19 protein-coding genes are annotated in these 15,076 nt (G+C 54.0%); 14 read left to right on the top strand and 5 right to left on the bottom strand.

Annotated features, from left to right (window positions below):
• The first annotated feature begins 176 nt into the window (after positions 1 to 176).
• On the top strand, positions 177 to 1,487 hold the full coding sequence (gene glyA, locus OCA8868_RS11510) for a serine hydroxymethyltransferase (RefSeq protein ID WP_093996703.1): 1,311 nt from the start codon (positions 177 to 179) through the stop codon (positions 1,485 to 1,487).
• Positions 1,488 to 1,502: 15 nt separating this feature from the next.
• Here glyA and OCA8868_RS11515 read toward each other — a convergent pair whose 3' ends face one another.
• Positions 1,503 to 2,279: an enoyl-CoA hydratase gene (locus OCA8868_RS11515; RefSeq protein WP_093996797.1), complete on the bottom strand. Its 777-nt coding sequence runs from the start codon at positions 2,277 to 2,279 to the stop codon at positions 1,503 to 1,505.
• A gap of 61 nt (positions 2,280 to 2,340) precedes the next feature.
• A complete protein-coding gene (mutM, locus tag OCA8868_RS11520) occupies positions 2,341 to 3,192 on the bottom strand; it encodes a bifunctional DNA-formamidopyrimidine glycosylase/DNA-(apurinic or apyrimidinic site) lyase (protein ID WP_093996704.1) in 852 nt (283 codons plus the stop codon).
• A gap of 84 nt (positions 3,193 to 3,276) precedes the next feature.
• Here mutM and ubiE point away from each other — a divergent pair, with 84 nt between their 5' ends.
• Both ubiE and ubiB read left to right on the top strand, forming a co-directional pair.
• Entirely contained in the window at positions 3,277 to 4,023 is a 747-nt protein-coding gene (ubiE, locus tag OCA8868_RS11525; protein ID WP_093996705.1) for a bifunctional demethylmenaquinone methyltransferase/2-methoxy-6-polyprenyl-1,4-benzoquinol methylase UbiE, read from the top strand.
• Between the two features lies 1 nt (position 4,024).
• Positions 4,025 to 5,557, top strand: coding sequence for a 2-polyprenylphenol 6-hydroxylase (gene ubiB, locus OCA8868_RS11530; RefSeq protein ID WP_093996706.1), 1,533 nt, complete (start codon positions 4,025 to 4,027; stop codon positions 5,555 to 5,557).
• A 1-nt stretch (position 5,558) separates the two neighbouring features.
• On the opposite strand, the gene OCA8868_RS11535 is transcribed toward ubiB, so the two are convergent.
• The gene (locus OCA8868_RS11535; protein WP_093996707.1) at positions 5,559 to 6,215 is read right to left on the bottom strand and encodes a flagellar hook capping FlgD N-terminal domain-containing protein; all 657 of its coding nucleotides are present in this window, start codon (positions 6,213 to 6,215) and stop codon (positions 5,559 to 5,561) included.
• A gap of 14 nt (positions 6,216 to 6,229) precedes the next feature.
• Positions 6,230 to 7,708 (bottom strand): flagellar hook-length control protein FliK, encoded by a 1,479-nt coding sequence (locus OCA8868_RS11540; protein WP_093996708.1) that lies wholly within the window; start codon positions 7,706 to 7,708, stop codon positions 6,230 to 6,232.
• Between the two features lie 182 nt (positions 7,709 to 7,890).
• Here OCA8868_RS11540 and OCA8868_RS11545 point away from each other — a divergent pair, with 182 nt between their 5' ends.
• From OCA8868_RS11545 to OCA8868_RS11570, 6 genes are all read left to right on the top strand, one after another.
• Positions 7,891 to 8,103 (top strand): rod-binding protein, encoded by a 213-nt coding sequence (locus OCA8868_RS11545; protein ID WP_370737998.1) that lies wholly within the window; start codon positions 7,891 to 7,893, stop codon positions 8,101 to 8,103.
• Entirely contained in the window at positions 8,100 to 8,432 is a 333-nt protein-coding gene (locus OCA8868_RS11550) for a hypothetical protein (RefSeq protein ID WP_093996710.1), read from the top strand. The genes OCA8868_RS11545 and OCA8868_RS11550 overlap by 4 nt, the downstream gene beginning before the upstream one ends.
• 204 nt (positions 8,433 to 8,636) lie before the next feature.
• On the top strand, positions 8,637 to 9,908 hold the full coding sequence (locus tag OCA8868_RS11555) for a flagellin N-terminal helical domain-containing protein (protein WP_093996711.1): 1,272 nt from the start codon (positions 8,637 to 8,639) through the stop codon (positions 9,906 to 9,908).
• 97 nt (positions 9,909 to 10,005) lie between these two features.
• The gene (gene flaF, locus OCA8868_RS11560) at positions 10,006 to 10,380 is read left to right on the top strand and encodes a flagellar biosynthesis regulator FlaF (RefSeq protein ID WP_093996798.1); all 375 of its coding nucleotides are present in this window, start codon (positions 10,006 to 10,008) and stop codon (positions 10,378 to 10,380) included.
• A complete protein-coding gene (gene flbT / locus OCA8868_RS11565) occupies positions 10,380 to 10,790 on the top strand; it encodes a flagellar biosynthesis repressor FlbT (RefSeq protein ID WP_093996799.1) in 411 nt (136 codons plus the stop codon). The genes flaF and flbT overlap by 1 nt, the downstream gene beginning before the upstream one ends.
• Positions 10,791 to 10,888: 98 nt before the next feature.
• A complete protein-coding gene (locus OCA8868_RS11570; protein ID WP_306456135.1) occupies positions 10,889 to 11,578 on the top strand; it encodes a DUF1217 domain-containing protein in 690 nt (229 codons plus the stop codon).
• A gap of 12 nt (positions 11,579 to 11,590) precedes the next feature.
• Here the strand turns inward: OCA8868_RS11570 and OCA8868_RS11575 are convergent, their stop codons facing one another.
• The gene (locus OCA8868_RS11575) at positions 11,591 to 12,907 is read right to left on the bottom strand and encodes a FliI/YscN family ATPase (RefSeq protein ID WP_093996713.1); all 1,317 of its coding nucleotides are present in this window, start codon (positions 12,905 to 12,907) and stop codon (positions 11,591 to 11,593) included.
• 84 nt (positions 12,908 to 12,991) lie between these two features.
• Here OCA8868_RS11575 and OCA8868_RS11580 point away from each other — a divergent pair, with 84 nt between their 5' ends.
• The 5 genes from OCA8868_RS11580 to OCA8868_RS11600 are packed head-to-tail and all read left to right on the top strand — an operon-like array spanning position 12,992 to position 15,057.
• Positions 12,992 to 13,375, top strand: a complete 384-nt coding sequence (locus tag OCA8868_RS11580) for a FlgB family protein (RefSeq protein WP_093996714.1) — start codon at positions 12,992 to 12,994, stop codon at positions 13,373 to 13,375.
• A 2-nt stretch (positions 13,376 to 13,377) separates the two neighbouring features.
• Positions 13,378 to 13,770, top strand: coding sequence for a flagellar basal body rod protein FlgC (gene flgC, locus OCA8868_RS11585; protein ID WP_093996715.1), 393 nt, complete (start codon positions 13,378 to 13,380; stop codon positions 13,768 to 13,770).
• A gap of 12 nt (positions 13,771 to 13,782) precedes the next feature.
• Positions 13,783 to 14,070: a flagellar hook-basal body complex protein FliE gene (gene fliE, locus OCA8868_RS11590; protein WP_093996716.1), complete on the top strand. Its 288-nt coding sequence runs from the start codon at positions 13,783 to 13,785 to the stop codon at positions 14,068 to 14,070.
• A complete protein-coding gene (locus tag OCA8868_RS11595; RefSeq protein ID WP_093996717.1) occupies positions 14,071 to 14,337 on the top strand; it encodes a flagellar biosynthetic protein FliQ in 267 nt (88 codons plus the stop codon). It begins immediately after the preceding gene.
• A 3-nt stretch (positions 14,338 to 14,340) separates the two neighbouring features.
• On the top strand, positions 14,341 to 15,057 hold the full coding sequence (locus OCA8868_RS11600) for a flagellar hook-basal body complex protein (protein WP_093996718.1): 717 nt from the start codon (positions 14,341 to 14,343) through the stop codon (positions 15,055 to 15,057).
• The last annotated feature ends 19 nt before the right edge of the window (positions 15,058 to 15,076 follow it).

Below are 15,076 nucleotides of genomic sequence, written 5' to 3' on the forward strand. Positions count from 1 at the left end.
CCAATCGCGCCGCTGCTTCGAACGCGCGCAAGGCATTGAGGGGTGGCCCTTTTGGGCGTGGCGGTACTACTGGCATTTTCTAGCCTTAGTTTTTCTAATCGCATTCACGTGGTAATCTGCTTTGCGCCACAAAGAAAGACGTTCCATGATCGACACAGCATCATAGGGAGATTGAGATGGGACTGGCCAAACGTACATGGGTGCCTGCGGGTTGCGAAACACGCGTGCAGTCAATCGCGGATAATGTCGGCAGTTCAGCGAGCGTGTTGGCGCGGCTGGATGCGCTTGTGACTGAAAACCGCGACATACATGAAAAGGCCTGTTTCAATCTCAACCCTGCGACCAACGTTATGAACCCGCGTGCCGAGGCGATGTTGGCATCCGGTATCGGGTCGCGGCCGTCGTTGGGGTATCCTGGAGATAAATACGAAATGGGCTTGGAGGCGATCGAGGAAATCGAGGTCATTACCGCTGCGCTTTGTGCTGAAGTGTTTGATGCAGAGTTTGCGGAAATCCGTGTACCGTCTGGCGCGATTGCAAACCTGTATGGATTCATGGCGACGTGTAAGGCAGGCGATACAATCATCGCGCCGCCCGCATCTGTTGGCGGACATGTGACGCATCATTTGGCGGGATGCGCTGGGTTGTTCGGGCTGCGTACAATTGAGGCCCCTGTTTTAGCGGACGGGTACACCATTGATGCAGGCGCGTTGATGGGTGTCGCGCAAAAGGAAAAGCCCAAGCTGATCACAGTGGGATCGAGTTTGAACCTTGATGAGCATCCGGTGCGGAAAATTCGTGCTGTTGCGGATGCCGTTGGCGCCAAGGTGATGTTTGATGCAGCCCATCAATGCGGGATTATTGCGGGCAAAGCGTGGCGTGATCCGTTGGCAGAGGGTGCGCATTTCATGACGATGTCGACCTATAAATCCCTTGGCGGGCCTGCGGGTGGTTTGATCGTTACGAATGATGCGCAGATGGCTGAGGCGTTTGACGCGATTGCGTTTCCGGGAATGACAGCGAACTTTGATGCGGCGAAATCAGCGGCAATGGCGGTGACGATGCTGGATTGGCGCGATCATGGGCAAGCCTATGCGGCCAAAATGATCGAGGTCGCGCAAGGGTTGGCGGCTGCGTTGATGACGCGCGGTGTTCCCGTGTTTGAAACGGCAAATGGCGCGACGTCTAGCCACCAGTTCGCAGTTCGCGCCGCGGGTTATGGCGGTGGGCAAGCTGCATCAAAGCAGTTGCGCAAGGCGGGCTTTTTGGCTTGCGGGATTGGATTGCCGATTGAAGACGTTGCGGGCGACATGAACGGATTGCGGATTGGCACGCCGGAACTGGTCCGCTGGGGTGTGGATATGGAACACGTTGACCAGATGGCAGATTTGATTGCCGAAGCGCTGGGCAGCAATGACCCGTCAGCGATGGCCCCGCGCGTACGTGACTGGCGCGAGACGTTCGATAAGCTACACTATATTACGTAGGTTATATTACGTAGGTTATTTGTCGCGGAACTGTGGTTCGCGTTTTTCAATGTAAGACCCCATGCCCTCGGCCTGATCTTCGGTAGAGAACAGGGCTTGGAACATGCGGCGTTCATAATTGACGCCTTCGGCGAGGGTCGTTTCATAAGCGCGGTTAACGGTGTCTTTAACGGCCATCGTTGCGAGTAGAGACTTTTCTGCGATCTTTTGTGCTGCGGCCATGGCTTCGTCTTTGAGCTTTTTGGGGGAAACAACGCGGCTCACAAGACCGGATGCTTCCGCTTCTTCGGCGTTCATGAAGCGGCCCGTTAGATGCATATCCATTGATTTCGACTTGCCCACGTAGCGCGTGAGGCGCTGAGTGCCGCCGATTCCTGCGATAACACCGAGGTTGATTTCCGGCTGGCCGAATTTTGCGTTGTCTGCGGCGATAATGAAATCGCACATCATCGCCAGTTCACATCCGCCGCCCAGCGCGTAGCCGGAAACGGCTGCAATGATAGGCTTGCGAACGCGCAGAAAGCGGTCTGATTCATCACCAAAGAAGTTGGCGCGGTACATGTCGACGAAGGATTTGTCGGCCATTTCTTTGATATCAGCGCCCGCAGCGAAGGCTTTTTCTGAACCTGTAAGAACAATGCAGCGCACTTTGTCGGATGCGTCAGCGTCTTCAACCGCACTCGCCAGTTCACCCAAAAGCTTTGAATTCAATGCGTTGAGGGCATCCGGACGGTTGAGAGTGATAAGCGCGACGTCGTCCGCGATTTCGACAATGATGGTTTCATAGGCCATTTGAAACAGCTCCGCTTGTTCATGAGCGTTCAGGCTTACCAAAGCCACGGGCGCAATCAAGCTATCTTTGACATTTAGGGCAGTAGAATGTTGAGCGGCCAGATTGGGTTATGCGGGCAATTGTACCGCCACAGTCAGGTGTTTGGCAGGGGTCGTTTTCACGGTCATAGGCTTGAAAACCATGTTGAAAATAGCCCAATTCCCCATCCGCTTGGCGATAATCCTTGAGCGATGAGCCCCCTGCGGCGATTGCTTCGGACAGAACATCACGGATAATGGGGACGAGGGACGCGATGCGCTTTTTTGACAAGTCTTTTGCTTTGCGGGTCGGGTTGATGTGGGCGCGAAACAGGACTTCGCAGACGTAAATATTCCCGAGGCCCGCAACGACATGCTGATCCAATAGTGCGGTTTTGATCGGCATGTTTCGCTTGGAAAGTGCGACGCAAAGGTAGGATTCGTTAAAGTCGTTGCCTAGCGGTTCAGGGCCGATTGATTCGATCAACCAGTGTTCATCCAGCATCGCAGTGTTTGCGAGGTCCATTGCACCGAAACGCCGTGCATCGTTGAACGTAACACGCGCGCCGTTGTCCATGTGAAAGACAACGTGATCGTGTTTTGCGGGTGCTGGGTGGTCATGATGGAACTGACCGAGCGGATCACCGGACACGGTCATTCTACCTGACATACCAAGATGAATAATGAGGGTTTCGCCAGTGCTAAGGTCCGCGAGGATGTATTTGGACCGGCGACGTAACGCAGTAACTTTGGCACCCGTTAGCCGGTCGGCCATGTTTTCAGGAAAAGGCCAACGAAGGTCGGCGCGGTTCACATCAGCGCGGGCGATGACCTGCCCCTCCATTGAAGGGGCAAGACCACGTCGGACGGTTTCGACTTCGGGTAGTTCAGGCATCTGCACACCCCGCGCTGATTTGGCCGTTTGTATCTGAGTGTTGGACGCTATATCTGCAAAGTAAGCTACGCAAGGTACCCTACAATGACGGACAATCAGACAACGCATTTCGGTTTTGAAACCGTGCCGGAAGGCGACAAAGCGGGCCTAGTGCAGGGCGTGTTTTCAAGTGTTGCCAGCAAATATGACGTGATGAATGACGCCATGAGCCTTGGTATCCATCGCATCTGGAAGGATGCGATGATGGATTGGCTTGCGCCGCGCGAGGGGCAAAAGCTGCTGGATGTTGCTGGCGGCACGGGGGATATTTCGTTCCGTTTTCTAAAACGCGCGAAGGTTGGGCATGCCACGGTGTTGGACCTGACCGAACCTATGTTGATCGAAGGGCGCAAACGCGCTGAAGCGGCGCAATTGGACACGTCGCTCGATTGGGTTGTGGGGGACGCGATGGCGCTGCCGTTTGAGGACAACACGTTTGACGTTTACACGATCAGCTTTGGCATTCGAAACGTCACGCGCCCGCAAGAGGCGCTGAACGAGGCCTACCGTGTTTTGAAACCGGGCGGTCGTTTGATGGTTTTGGAGTTCAACCGGATTCCAAACGACATGCTGCAAAAGATGTATGACGTCTATTCGTTCAACGCGATTCCGGTGATGGGTAAGGTCATCACGGGGGACCGCGACAGTTATCAGTATCTGGTCGAATCGATCCGCAAGTTCCCAGATCAGGATACGTTCCTTGGGATGGTGAAGGAGGCGGGGTTTGATAATGCAAAGTACCGCAACCTGAGCCTCGGGATTGCGTGTCTGCATTCCGGTTGGAAGTTGTAGCATGCGCGGCCCGCACAATATCTGGCGGCTGATCCGAACCGGCGCAACGCTGGAACGGACTGGCGCGATGAAGATCATTCTGGACGCCGCAGAAGCCCCGCGCATGATGCGCATTGCGGTGCGTGGGATGGCATGGCCGTTTCAATGGCTTGGATTGAAGGGCGATGTGAACCAGCCGCCGGTTACGCGGGCGTTGCAAGCGCTGGGCCCCGCCTACATCAAATTCGGGCAAGTTTTGTCGACACGGCCTGATGTTGTCGGGTCTGAGCTGGCGATCCAGTTGCGGGTGCTGCAAGACAAGTTGCCACCGTTCCCCGTGGAGGTTGCCAAGGCCGAGGTCGAGAAAGAACTCGGTGTGTCAGTGGATTCTGTTTTTAGCGAGTTTTCAGAACCTGTCGCCGCCGCGTCGATTGCGCAGGTTCATAAGGCACGGTTGGCGTCTGACGGTGAATATGTCGCTGTAAAGGTTTTACGGCCGGGAATTGAAAAGGCGTTCCAGAAAGATCTGGACGCATTTTATCTGGCGGCTTCGGCATTCAATGCGCTGTCGCCCTCTGCCCGCCGGTTGAAACCGCTGGAAGTGATCGAACACTTCGAGGGCGTTGTCGTGAGCGAGCTGGATTTGCGGATGGAAAGTGCATCCGCTTCTGAGTTTGCGGACAATACCGAGAAAGACGAAGGCTTTGCATTGCCGCGTGTTCGCTGGGCTTTATCCGCGCGCCGCGTCATGACGCTGGATTGGGCGGAAGGGATTAATGCGGCCGATGTCGATGCGATTGCTGCGGCGGGCCATGACCTGACGGATTTGTCACGGCGTGTTTTGCAGCTGTTTTTGAACCACGCGTTGCGCGACGGGTTTTTCCACGCAGACATGCACCACGGCAATCTAAAGATCGCGCCTAACGGCGATATCATAGCCTATGATTTCGGGATCATGGGGCATTTGGACGAGTATACCCGCCGCGTTTATGCGGAGATTTTGTTTGGGTTTATCCGGCGCGATTACAATCGCGTGGCCGAAGTGCATTTTGAAGCGGGCTATGTGCCGGCGGACCGTGACGTTAATGAATTTGCGCGGGCGCTGCGGGCGGTTGGAGAACCTATTTTTGGCATGAACGCCGAGCAAATCTCGATGGCGAAGCTGTTGTCGTATTTGTTTGAGGTGACGGAGCGCTTCGGGATGGAAACCCGCACTGAGCTGATCTTGCTGCAACGAACGATGGTTGTTGTTGAAGGTGTCGCGCGCACGTTTGATCACCGGATGAATATTTGGGACGCCGCCAAGCCGATTGTTGAGAACTACATCAAGGACAGCATAGGCCCGCGGGCTATGACTAAGGACTTGGTGAAAACTGCACGCGTTTTGGCGCGGTTTGGCCCGAGATTGCCCGCCCTTGCCGAGGCCGCATTGGTACGCTTGGGCGAGGAGCCACCTGCCCCACCAAAGCAGAGCAAGTGGACAGTATTCGGATGGGCGCTGCTAGGTGCCGGTTTCACCACGGTTGCGGCTGTTGTGATTGCTGCGCTTAGTTGAATTAGCCTTCGCGCAGCGCGCTAACGTCTGATGCCGGCACTGAAATCCCGCCTTCGAGTAAGAGAACTGAATTGCCGTTCTCGCTCTGGACTTCTTGAACGCGGGTATAGACGTCTGCGGTTTCTGTTAGAACGACCTCTCCGTTAGACGAACTGACGACTTGGAACCGGTAGAGGCCTGCCGGGAATGGTGTTCCGTCTGTATCGGTGCCAGCCCATTCAATAGGGTCGGTTGATTTTGGAATCTCGCTGCGCTGAACCTCATTACCGTCAGTGTCATATACAACAAGTTCCACTTTATCAGCGACGGACGCTGGGTTCGGTGCGATTGTGATTGGGCTGCCGTCAAATTGAGCGGGGACTGCTGCGCGGGCTTCTTTGCCGACCCAATCTGCCATTTGCGCCATACCGGTCGTCGTCATCTGCACCATCAAAGAAGAAAGAAGTTTATTGGTCAAAACAGCCTGTTCGACACCGGAGAACGTTGCGAGCTGTTGGGCGTATTCGGACGAATCTGTTGGTTTAAGCGGATCCTGATTTTCCATCTGAACCGTCAACATTTTCAAGAACGTCTCAAAGTCCGAACTTAGAACTGCTTCTGATGTTTTGGCCTGAGGTGTGGAGGACGACGCGGTCGTGGTGGTTTGGGTGATTTCCATAGGTTTCGCTTTCGTTACAATTTGAGGTCGAGGCCGCCGTTCAGTGTGACGCGCAAGTTGGGTGTTGGTGGCTCTGTTGTGTTGCTTGGATTGTTTGGCTCTGGCTCCGGATATTCATCGTTCCACTCTTCGTTTGACCCATCCGGGCGCTCGCCGAAGGTGAAACTTGGGTTCTCAAAACCCATGTCTCGCAAATCCCGTTCGAGGATTTCGATATTGCGACGCATCAAATCAGCCGTTTCCGACCGTTCCGTGAGAATATTCACTATTATTCCCGCATCCCCATTCGACAGAGAGATTCGAACGCGACCAAGTTCATCGGGGTTAAGGAGAATTTCAGTCGTTGAGCGGGAAGACTGTGTAACCGCAGCAACAATTTGTGCGGCAACTTGTGGTGCGTGTGTTGGCGGTGTCGCAGCGACAGTTGTCGCGGTGCTCGCCGTACCTGCGTGCTGCAACATGGTCACAGTTGCTTCAGCGTCTGGCACGGCAGACAGCATCTGCGTTGTTGTTTCGTCCATTGACATTGAGGACAGCGGTAGCGGAGGTATCTTCGCAGGATCTACCGGGTTAGAATTCGCCATAGGTTTTGAGGCCCAATTGTATTCCTGGGACCGGTGCGCAGGCGGCGGGCCATTCTGTTGCAGATTGTCTGTGAACCGGGTCGGTATCGGCGCGGTTACCGAAGGGGGGCTTTGATCTGTTCGGCTTGTGAGCACAGGAGCGATACGCGTCGACTGAGCAACAGCACCTTCATCCAACTTTGGTGTATTTCCGTTTTGAATGCGCTCAATCATTTTCATCGGAGCGCGCTCAATACCCAACGGAACTCGTAACTGCGCGTCTGTTTCATTCGCAATTGGCAAGATCGGATTGGATAGGGGAACACCCATGGCCTTCTGGGGTGGAGCGGCTGCCTCGTCTTGAACTGTTAGAGTCTCTGCCACTTGCTGGGCCTTGAAAGGCCGAATGACAGGGTCGCCTGCAACCGTGATTAATTGGGTTGGATTTACTGTTTCAGCCTCAGCAATTGGCATGGCTGATCGCGTCTCACTATAGGGCGTTTGCGCGATCTCAGGATCGGCAACTTCTAACATGTGGCTTCGATCCAGCACCCTAGCCATAATTGGTGTCTGGCGCCTTTCGGGACTCGTTTCGCCATTTTCCGAAACCATCACACGGGCTTCACTTGGCGGCGGGGCCTTGGTCCTAACCTGTTCGATCAGGTCAGACTCTTCGGTATGAAATTCTGGCTGAACCTCGGTCGCCTCTGTATCAAGTGAAACCCGATCTAAAGTCGTATCACTATGTAGAGCGACTGATGATCGTGCATGGGGTAGCGCAGGAACTGTCGGTGTATCATGCTCCATAACCTCCGACCAAATTTCAGAAAACTCGATCGAGTCTTCAGCGGTTTTCTCGGGAAGGGTATTGCGCAGACCATGTTGTGCAGTCTGCCCAGTTTCAGGCGCGTTCGTGTCAAAAAGGATCATCGGTTTCTCCGAAGGCGAGCGGTTTAACCGTTTCTACTGCACAAAAACTTACTCAATCTTTACCGCTGGGACCTAATGATCAGGAAAATTGTCAGCATCGGAGTTTCAAAGTGGAAATACAGCAATCAGTCGCGGCTTCTCCGCCCCAAACGTCACCTTCCGCATCACATGAAGCACAGTTGATGGCGGTCGCGCAGTCATTGGAGGCAGCATTTCTCTCGGAAATGTTGAAATCTGCGGGAATCGGGGAGACTCCTTCGGAGTTCGGTGGCGGCGCTGGCGAGGACCAGTTCGCCTCTTTCATGCGAGACGAACAGGCAAAGCAAATGACCGCCGCCGGAGGAATCGGGCTAGCACAGTCTATGTTTGACGCGATGATGGCGCGATCCCAATGACGAATGCAGTAGATCGATTAGCGCGCCTATTAGAGGTTGAGCGCCTAGCCCTTCTGAACGGCGACTTTGACGCCGTGAACGGATTGGTCGCAGAGAAAGAAAAGTTGTCGTCCCAGTTCAATGACGCAAACGCTAGGGAGTTACGCCTTCTTTCAGTCGCGTTGGCCCACAATAGCAGTCTGTTTGCGGCCGCGCGTGAAGGTGTCACGACTGTTGTAACGACTTTGCGCCAACAGCATGCTGCCCGGACGACTCTTTCCAGTTATGATTCTTCGGGCAAAGCTACACAAATTTCCCAGCCTGAACGCAGTACAGAAAGGCGTTACTAAAATTGTCTTCAAAGGCCGCGAATTTCAATTGCGGGCGTTAAGGCATCGTTAGTTGGTTCTGGTCATGTTGTCCCTGCACCTCAGAAAGGTGGCACTGGTCCGAATTGGATCAGATATCCGTCAGAATGGCGTCCCTTCCAACTTCAATAAGTTGGTTCATGAAAACTTGGCGCAAAACGCGCCCTAAAATGTAGGACCCAAATTATGTCCAGTATTCTGACAAACAACAGCGCAATGGTTGCGCTTCAAACTCTCAAATCCATCAATGGTGATCTCTCCAAAACTCAGTCGATGATCTCGACCGGTAAGGATGTAGCGTCTGCAAAAGACAACGCCGCTGTTTGGTCCATTTCCAAAACGATGGAAAGCGACGTTAAGGGCTTCAAGGCCATCTCTGACAGTCTGAGCCTTGGTGAATCGACTGTTGCCGTTGCACGGAATGCAGCCGAAACAGTGACCAATCTTTTGACGGACATCAAAGGCAAGATTGTCGCCGCACAAGAAGAAAACGTTGATCGTTCCGTTATCCAAGACGATATCAACGCCCTGACAGATCAGATCAAATCTGTCATTGGTGCTGCGCAGTTCAATGGGCAAAACCTTGTTGACGGCTCCAACACCGGCACCAATACGAACGGCAATACCGGTATCAACGTTCTGTCGTCGCTTGATCGCGATAGCTCGGGTGGCGTTGCTGCAAGCTCCATTGGCGTCGATACGCAAAACCTGTCGACATCTGCCGGTTTGGATATCACAGCTGGTACGGGAACAGGTAGCGCCAGCGTTGCAACGCTTGCCGCTAACGGCGGCGCGGATGAAGTTGATATCACTGGCTTTACGTTCTTGGATACATCCGGGGCAGCCGGTGGAACAAGCGCGCTGAAAACTTCTACAGCTGGTGTTGATGATACCGTCGTAAACGGTCTTGCTGTCGGTGATGTGGTTGAGCTGAAGATCGGCGATATTCAGGGCAACTACCGTGTTAGCGAGGGTGATACGGATGCATCTGTCGCGAGCGGTCTAAAGGATGCCCTCCAGAATGCAGGTCTATCAACTGATGATTTCGCTTTCGACCTGACTACAGCAGGTACTCTGACAGTTGAGAACCTGACAAGTGAAGCAGGTATCGATATCGAATATGGTGTGTCACGTGGGTCAGGTGCGTTAGCTGGCTTGGAAAACATCGATGTCGTCAATGATGCAGCCGGAGCCCTTTCGGAAATCGAAGGAATGCTCAGTGGTGCAATCGATGCTGCCGCTTCTTTCGGTTCCGTTGAAGGACGCCTCGAAACCCAAACTTCGTTCATCAGCAGCCTCTCTAATAGCCTGACCTCTGGTATTGGCTCGATGGTAGATGCGGACATGGAAGAAACATCAGCTCGCTTGCAGGCGCTTCAGGTCCAGCAACAACTTGGTGTACAGTCCCTGTCCATCGCGAACTCTTCCCCAAAGTCAATCCTATCACTGTTCAAATAGGTTAGTCGCCAGAGGCGCTCAAGTAGAGCGCCTCTGGCCCTTTTTCACCACATAGCAAAGCTGTGTGATCTTGACTTCCGTCTCGAAAGGACCAGCCGTGAATATCGCAGAACAAGCCCAACACGCATACGCCCCCAAAACATCCGTTTTACGTACTGGGCGCTCCGCCGAACACCATTTGTTCAGCGAAATCACGAGCCGCCTCAGAAACACCGCCAAGCACCAAACTTCAAATTTTCCCGCGTTCGCCGAAGCCGTCCACGCCAACCGCGCCGTCTGGACGCACCTCGCCTCGCAAGTCGCAGACGATGACAATGCACTTTCTGAAGATCTACGCGCACGGATTTTCTACCTTGCAGAATTCACGTCCTTTCATTCTCGCAAAGTTCTCAAGGGTGACGCCGATGCCGGTCCACTTGTTGAAATCAATACCGCCATGATGCGCGGCTTGGCCGCCAAAGGGGGGCAATGATGTCTGGTCTTGTTCTCAAACTCGGGCCGAAAGAACGTGTTCTCGTGAATGGAGCTGTAATCGAAAACGGTGACCGTCGTTCCCGGCTTTCCATTCTAACACCCAATGCAAATATTCTTCGGCTGCGCGATGCCATTCGACCAGGTGAAGTCAACACACCCGTCCGTCGAGTCTGTTATATCGCGCAACTTATTCTGTCAGGCGACGCCGATATCGAAGAAGGCAGAATTCAATTGATGCGCGGTGTCGAGCAGCTGAGCCAAGCGCTTTCAGATGATGACAGTCGGCAGCAATTGTCCGACGCCACTGAAGCTTTTCTAGAAGGTGAGTTTTATCGCGGACTGAAACGGTTGCGTAGTCTGTTACCAAGGGAAGAACGCCTAATGGCATCGCGCCCGAGACCGTCATGACTTTTCAGCCTGTTCTTCCCTTGTCCGGTTATGCTGGTTGGCTGTTCTTAGAACGGACAGTCGATCAGCAACGCGCAACTTTCAATGATAGTTCTTCAATGACTCGCCTCACGGACACGTTTCGTGAGCGCATTGGCGGCGTCAGGACGGCAGAAGATCTTGTTCAAGATCGCGAGCTTCTTGAGGTTGCATTGGGCGCATTCGGTTTAGACGATGACATCAACAACACTTTCTTCATCAAGAAAGTTCTTGAGGAAGGGTCTATTGAAACTGGTGCCCTTGCGAACCGGTTGTCTGATAGTCGCTATGCTGACTTTAGCAAAGCGTTTGGGTTCGGTGATTTTGACATCCCGCGCACGGCGTTATCCTTTTTCGCCGACGAAATTGTTGACCGCTACGAGGCGGAACAATTTGGGCAGGCCGTTGGCGAAAAAGACAATGATATGCGCCTGGCGCTTAACCTTGGGCGTGCGTTGGATGACGTGGTGGACGGGAACAGCTCGAACAATGGTCGTTGGTACGCGATGATGGGAAACGCGCCGTTGCGCGGCATGTTTGAAACTGCGCTAGGGTTCCCGTCTAGCTTCGCTACGCTTGATATCGACAAACAGCTAGAACAGTTTCAGGCGCGTGCTAAGGCGACGTTTGGCTCTGATGAGATGAGCGATCTTGCCAGCTCTAAAAACCAAGAAAAGATGATCAGGCTCTTTATGTTACGATCTGAGATATCAGCGTCGTCTGCAACATCCGGCGCGTCAATTGCTCTTAGTCTATTACAACAAATCTAACCTGTTTCATACTTACACGCCCGACGACTGAATAGCGCGTTGGAGCAACAGGAAAGCGCCTGCGGGACCGTGGGAGCCCTCAGTTGAAATAAACGCTTCCAATGCGTCGCGTGTGGCAATAGCTGCATCTATTTTTGCGTCTGTTCCCGCGGTGTAAAGGCCCGCTTGAATCATGAGTTCGGCTTGCGCATATGTGCCCATGTGCAGGCGTGCGGCGCGAATAAGTTTATTCTCAGCTGCATTGGCCGCGTCAGGCAAAGAGCGCGAAACCGAGCGTGTTACGTCAATCGCGGGAAAACGACCACGTTCCGCAATGGCGCGATCAAGAACCACGTGCCCATCCAGCACACCGCGCAGCATATCGGCGATTGGTTCCTCCATGTCAGAGCCTGCTACGAGAACTGTGTAAAGTGCAGTGATGTCACCGGCATGTCCCGTGCCCGGCCCAGCGCGTTCACATAATCCAGCGATCGCATTTGGTGTTGATGCTGGATGACCGCGTAAGTTCGCCGGTTCGCCGGCGGCTACAGCGACTTCACGGTGCGCCTCAGCAAAACGTGTGACACTGTCCACAAGCAAGAGAACCTGCAAACCTTGTTCGCGGAAGAACTCGGCAACGGCCGTCGCGGCGAGGGGGCATCGGCGCCGAACTTGCGCAGCACGATCTGAGGTTGCGGCAACAATTACGCTTCTCTTCATTCCTTCCGGACCGAGAGATTTTTCGACGAACTCACGTAATTCGCGACCCCGTTCCCCGACCAGACCAATAACAATCACGTCTGCTTCTACTGTTTTTGCCAGAGACGATAGCAACGTAGATTTCCCAACGCCTGATCCGGCAAAGAGCCCGATGCGCTGCCCACGAACGATTGGAAGAATCGTGTCAAAAACTGCAAAGCCTGTTGAAAGACGGGGGCCCATTTCCCGCCGTGCACTGGCCGGCGGTGGGGGTGCTTGAACGGGTTGCCGCTGAAGTCCGGGCAATAAGGGGCGGCCATCTAGCGGTTTGCCGTCTGGATCAACCACACGGCCGATCCAACCGGAATGCGGCGCGAATTCTGGCCGCGGAAGCAGAACAACTTTCGCACCAAGCCCGAGGCCTTCAGTGGAGCCATCCATGATGGCATCGAGCCCTTCCTGCGCTGTGCGCACGACCTCGCCATACGTATTGCCACCGATGACTTTGACGCGGTCACCAACGCGGGCAAATTGAGAAATCCCCCCGATCTGCAGTCGATTCCCAGCAATCTGCAACACGACACCGACAGGGCGTGTCAGCGTCGTTTTTCCGACGGCGGCGCCCATCTGGGCAAAAATATCTTCAGTCATTTGGCCTCACGCATTCTTGCGACAACCAATTCTTAGGGAATCATCCTTAAGGCTTAGTTGAAGTCACTCGAGGGAGAAGCCCCGATGTTTAAAAATTTGGAAATTTTCCAGGCATCATATGCCATGGCACGCCATTCTGGCGCGCGGCAGGCCGTTACCGCGGCGAATATGGCAAACGCCGACACACCTGGATATCGCGCGCGTACGCTCGCGCCATTCGCTGAGAGTTATTCAACTGGAACGGACTCAAGTCTGCGTACGACACGGGCTCAGCACCTTTCTTCGAGCGCTATCGCAGGGTCTTCGACGGTTCAGTTTTCAGACGCAGAAGCGGCCCCGAATGGGAACTCCGTTTCGCTTGAACAAGAGATGGTTAACTCGGTCGAAATCCAACGCGAACACAACCGCGCGTTGGCGATCTACAAGCATTCACTAGATGTTTTGCGCATTTCGATTGGGAGGGGCTGAGTATGGCTGATTTCTCGGATGCTATGCGGATCACATCGAGCGGAATGCGGGCACAAGCAGCGCGATTGCGCCATGTCTCAGAAAACATCGCGAACGCTGATACGCCCGGTTACCATCGGAAAACGATCAGCTTTGCTGCTGAAGTCGAGTCCGGCCAAGAAACTGGTGCTGTACAAACAGGGCGAATGCGCTTGGACCGATCGGCGCTTGATCAAATCTATGACCCCTCGCACCCGTTGGCAAATGCGGACGGGAACTATGACGGTTCAAACGTCAATCTCCTCATTGAAATTGCGGACGCGCGTGAAGCGCAGCGCAGTTATGAGGCCAACCTAAAATTGTTCGATCAGGTGAGGCAAATGTCGACATCCCTGATGGATTTGCTCCGCAGATAGAAAGGTAGAATTATGGAAATCAGATCAAACCCAGTCGCGCAGGCCTATGCCGCCAACAAACCAGCAACGGCGCCGGACCCAACGTCGAATGCCGGAAACGCGTTCGGAAAAGCCGCCACCGATTTCATTGACACGCTTAGACAAAGCGAACAAACGGCGATGTCGGCAATGTCAGGTGGGGCGGATCCACATGCGTTGGTTCAAGCACTCGCTCAGACCGAACTTGCCGTTGAAACGGCCGTAACGGTGCGTGACAAAGTCGTAGAGGCCTATCAGGAAATTCTTCGGATGCCTGTCTAAATGGACGATGCGCTTTTCTATGACACGCTACGTCAGGGCCTTTGGATCGCGACGCTTGTCTCGCTTCCGATCTTGTCAGTCGCACTATTGGTTGGTCTTGTGATTGGCCTCTTTCAGGCGCTGACTTCCATTCAGGAAATGACGTTAACCTTCGTTCCAAAACTCGCCGCAATTGTGAGCGTGTTCTGGGTCACGATGGGGTTCATGACCGAGACGTTGGTTTCGTATTTCAAGACGACACTCGTTCCAATTATCGCTGGGGGCTGATCAATGGAAAATGCAACATACACGGCCCTTACGCGGCAATCAGGTTTGATGAACGAAATGCGGATTGTTGCGAATAATATCGCGAATCTGTCCACGACCGGTTTCCGTTCAGAAGGCGTCATTTTCGCGGAACACGTCAAGGCGCTCGGTCCGAATGATCCGTCGTTGTCGATGGCGACTGCATCCGCACGCGAGACGCTTTCGTCCCAAGGCACGCTAACCCAAACCGGTGGTTCTTTCGATCTTGCGATTGAAGGTGACGGGTTCTTTTTGGTCGCGACCCCGCAGGGCGAGCGGTTGACCCGCGCAGGTGCATTCACGCCGAATGAGAACGGCGATTTGGTAACACCAGAGGGATACAATGTGTTGGATGCGGGCGGCGCGCCTGTGTTTGTCCCACAGGGTGCAGGTCCCGTCGGGATTGCGCCAGACGGAACAATAAGTGCGGGCGGCCAACCTGTTGGCCAGATCGGACTCGTAAACCCGATTAATCTGGCGGGAATGGTGCGCGAGGATGGCGTAAGGTTTCGCGCTGATGATGGACATGAACCCGCTCTCGAAGGGCGGATGCTGCAGGGTTTTGTCGAGGAATCAAACGTCGACCCAGTTCTGGAAATCTCACGCATGATTGAAGTTCAACGCGCCTATGAGCTTGGCCAAAGCTTTCTCGACAAAGAAGACGAACGTATTCGAAGCGCGATCCGTGCGCTCGGTAAGTAACCCCATTCAGGAGGCATAA

It is taken from the genome of Octadecabacter ascidiaceicola (genome assembly GCF_900185015.1).
Classification (GTDB): domain Bacteria; phylum Pseudomonadota; class Alphaproteobacteria; order Rhodobacterales; family Rhodobacteraceae; genus Octadecabacter; species Octadecabacter ascidiaceicola.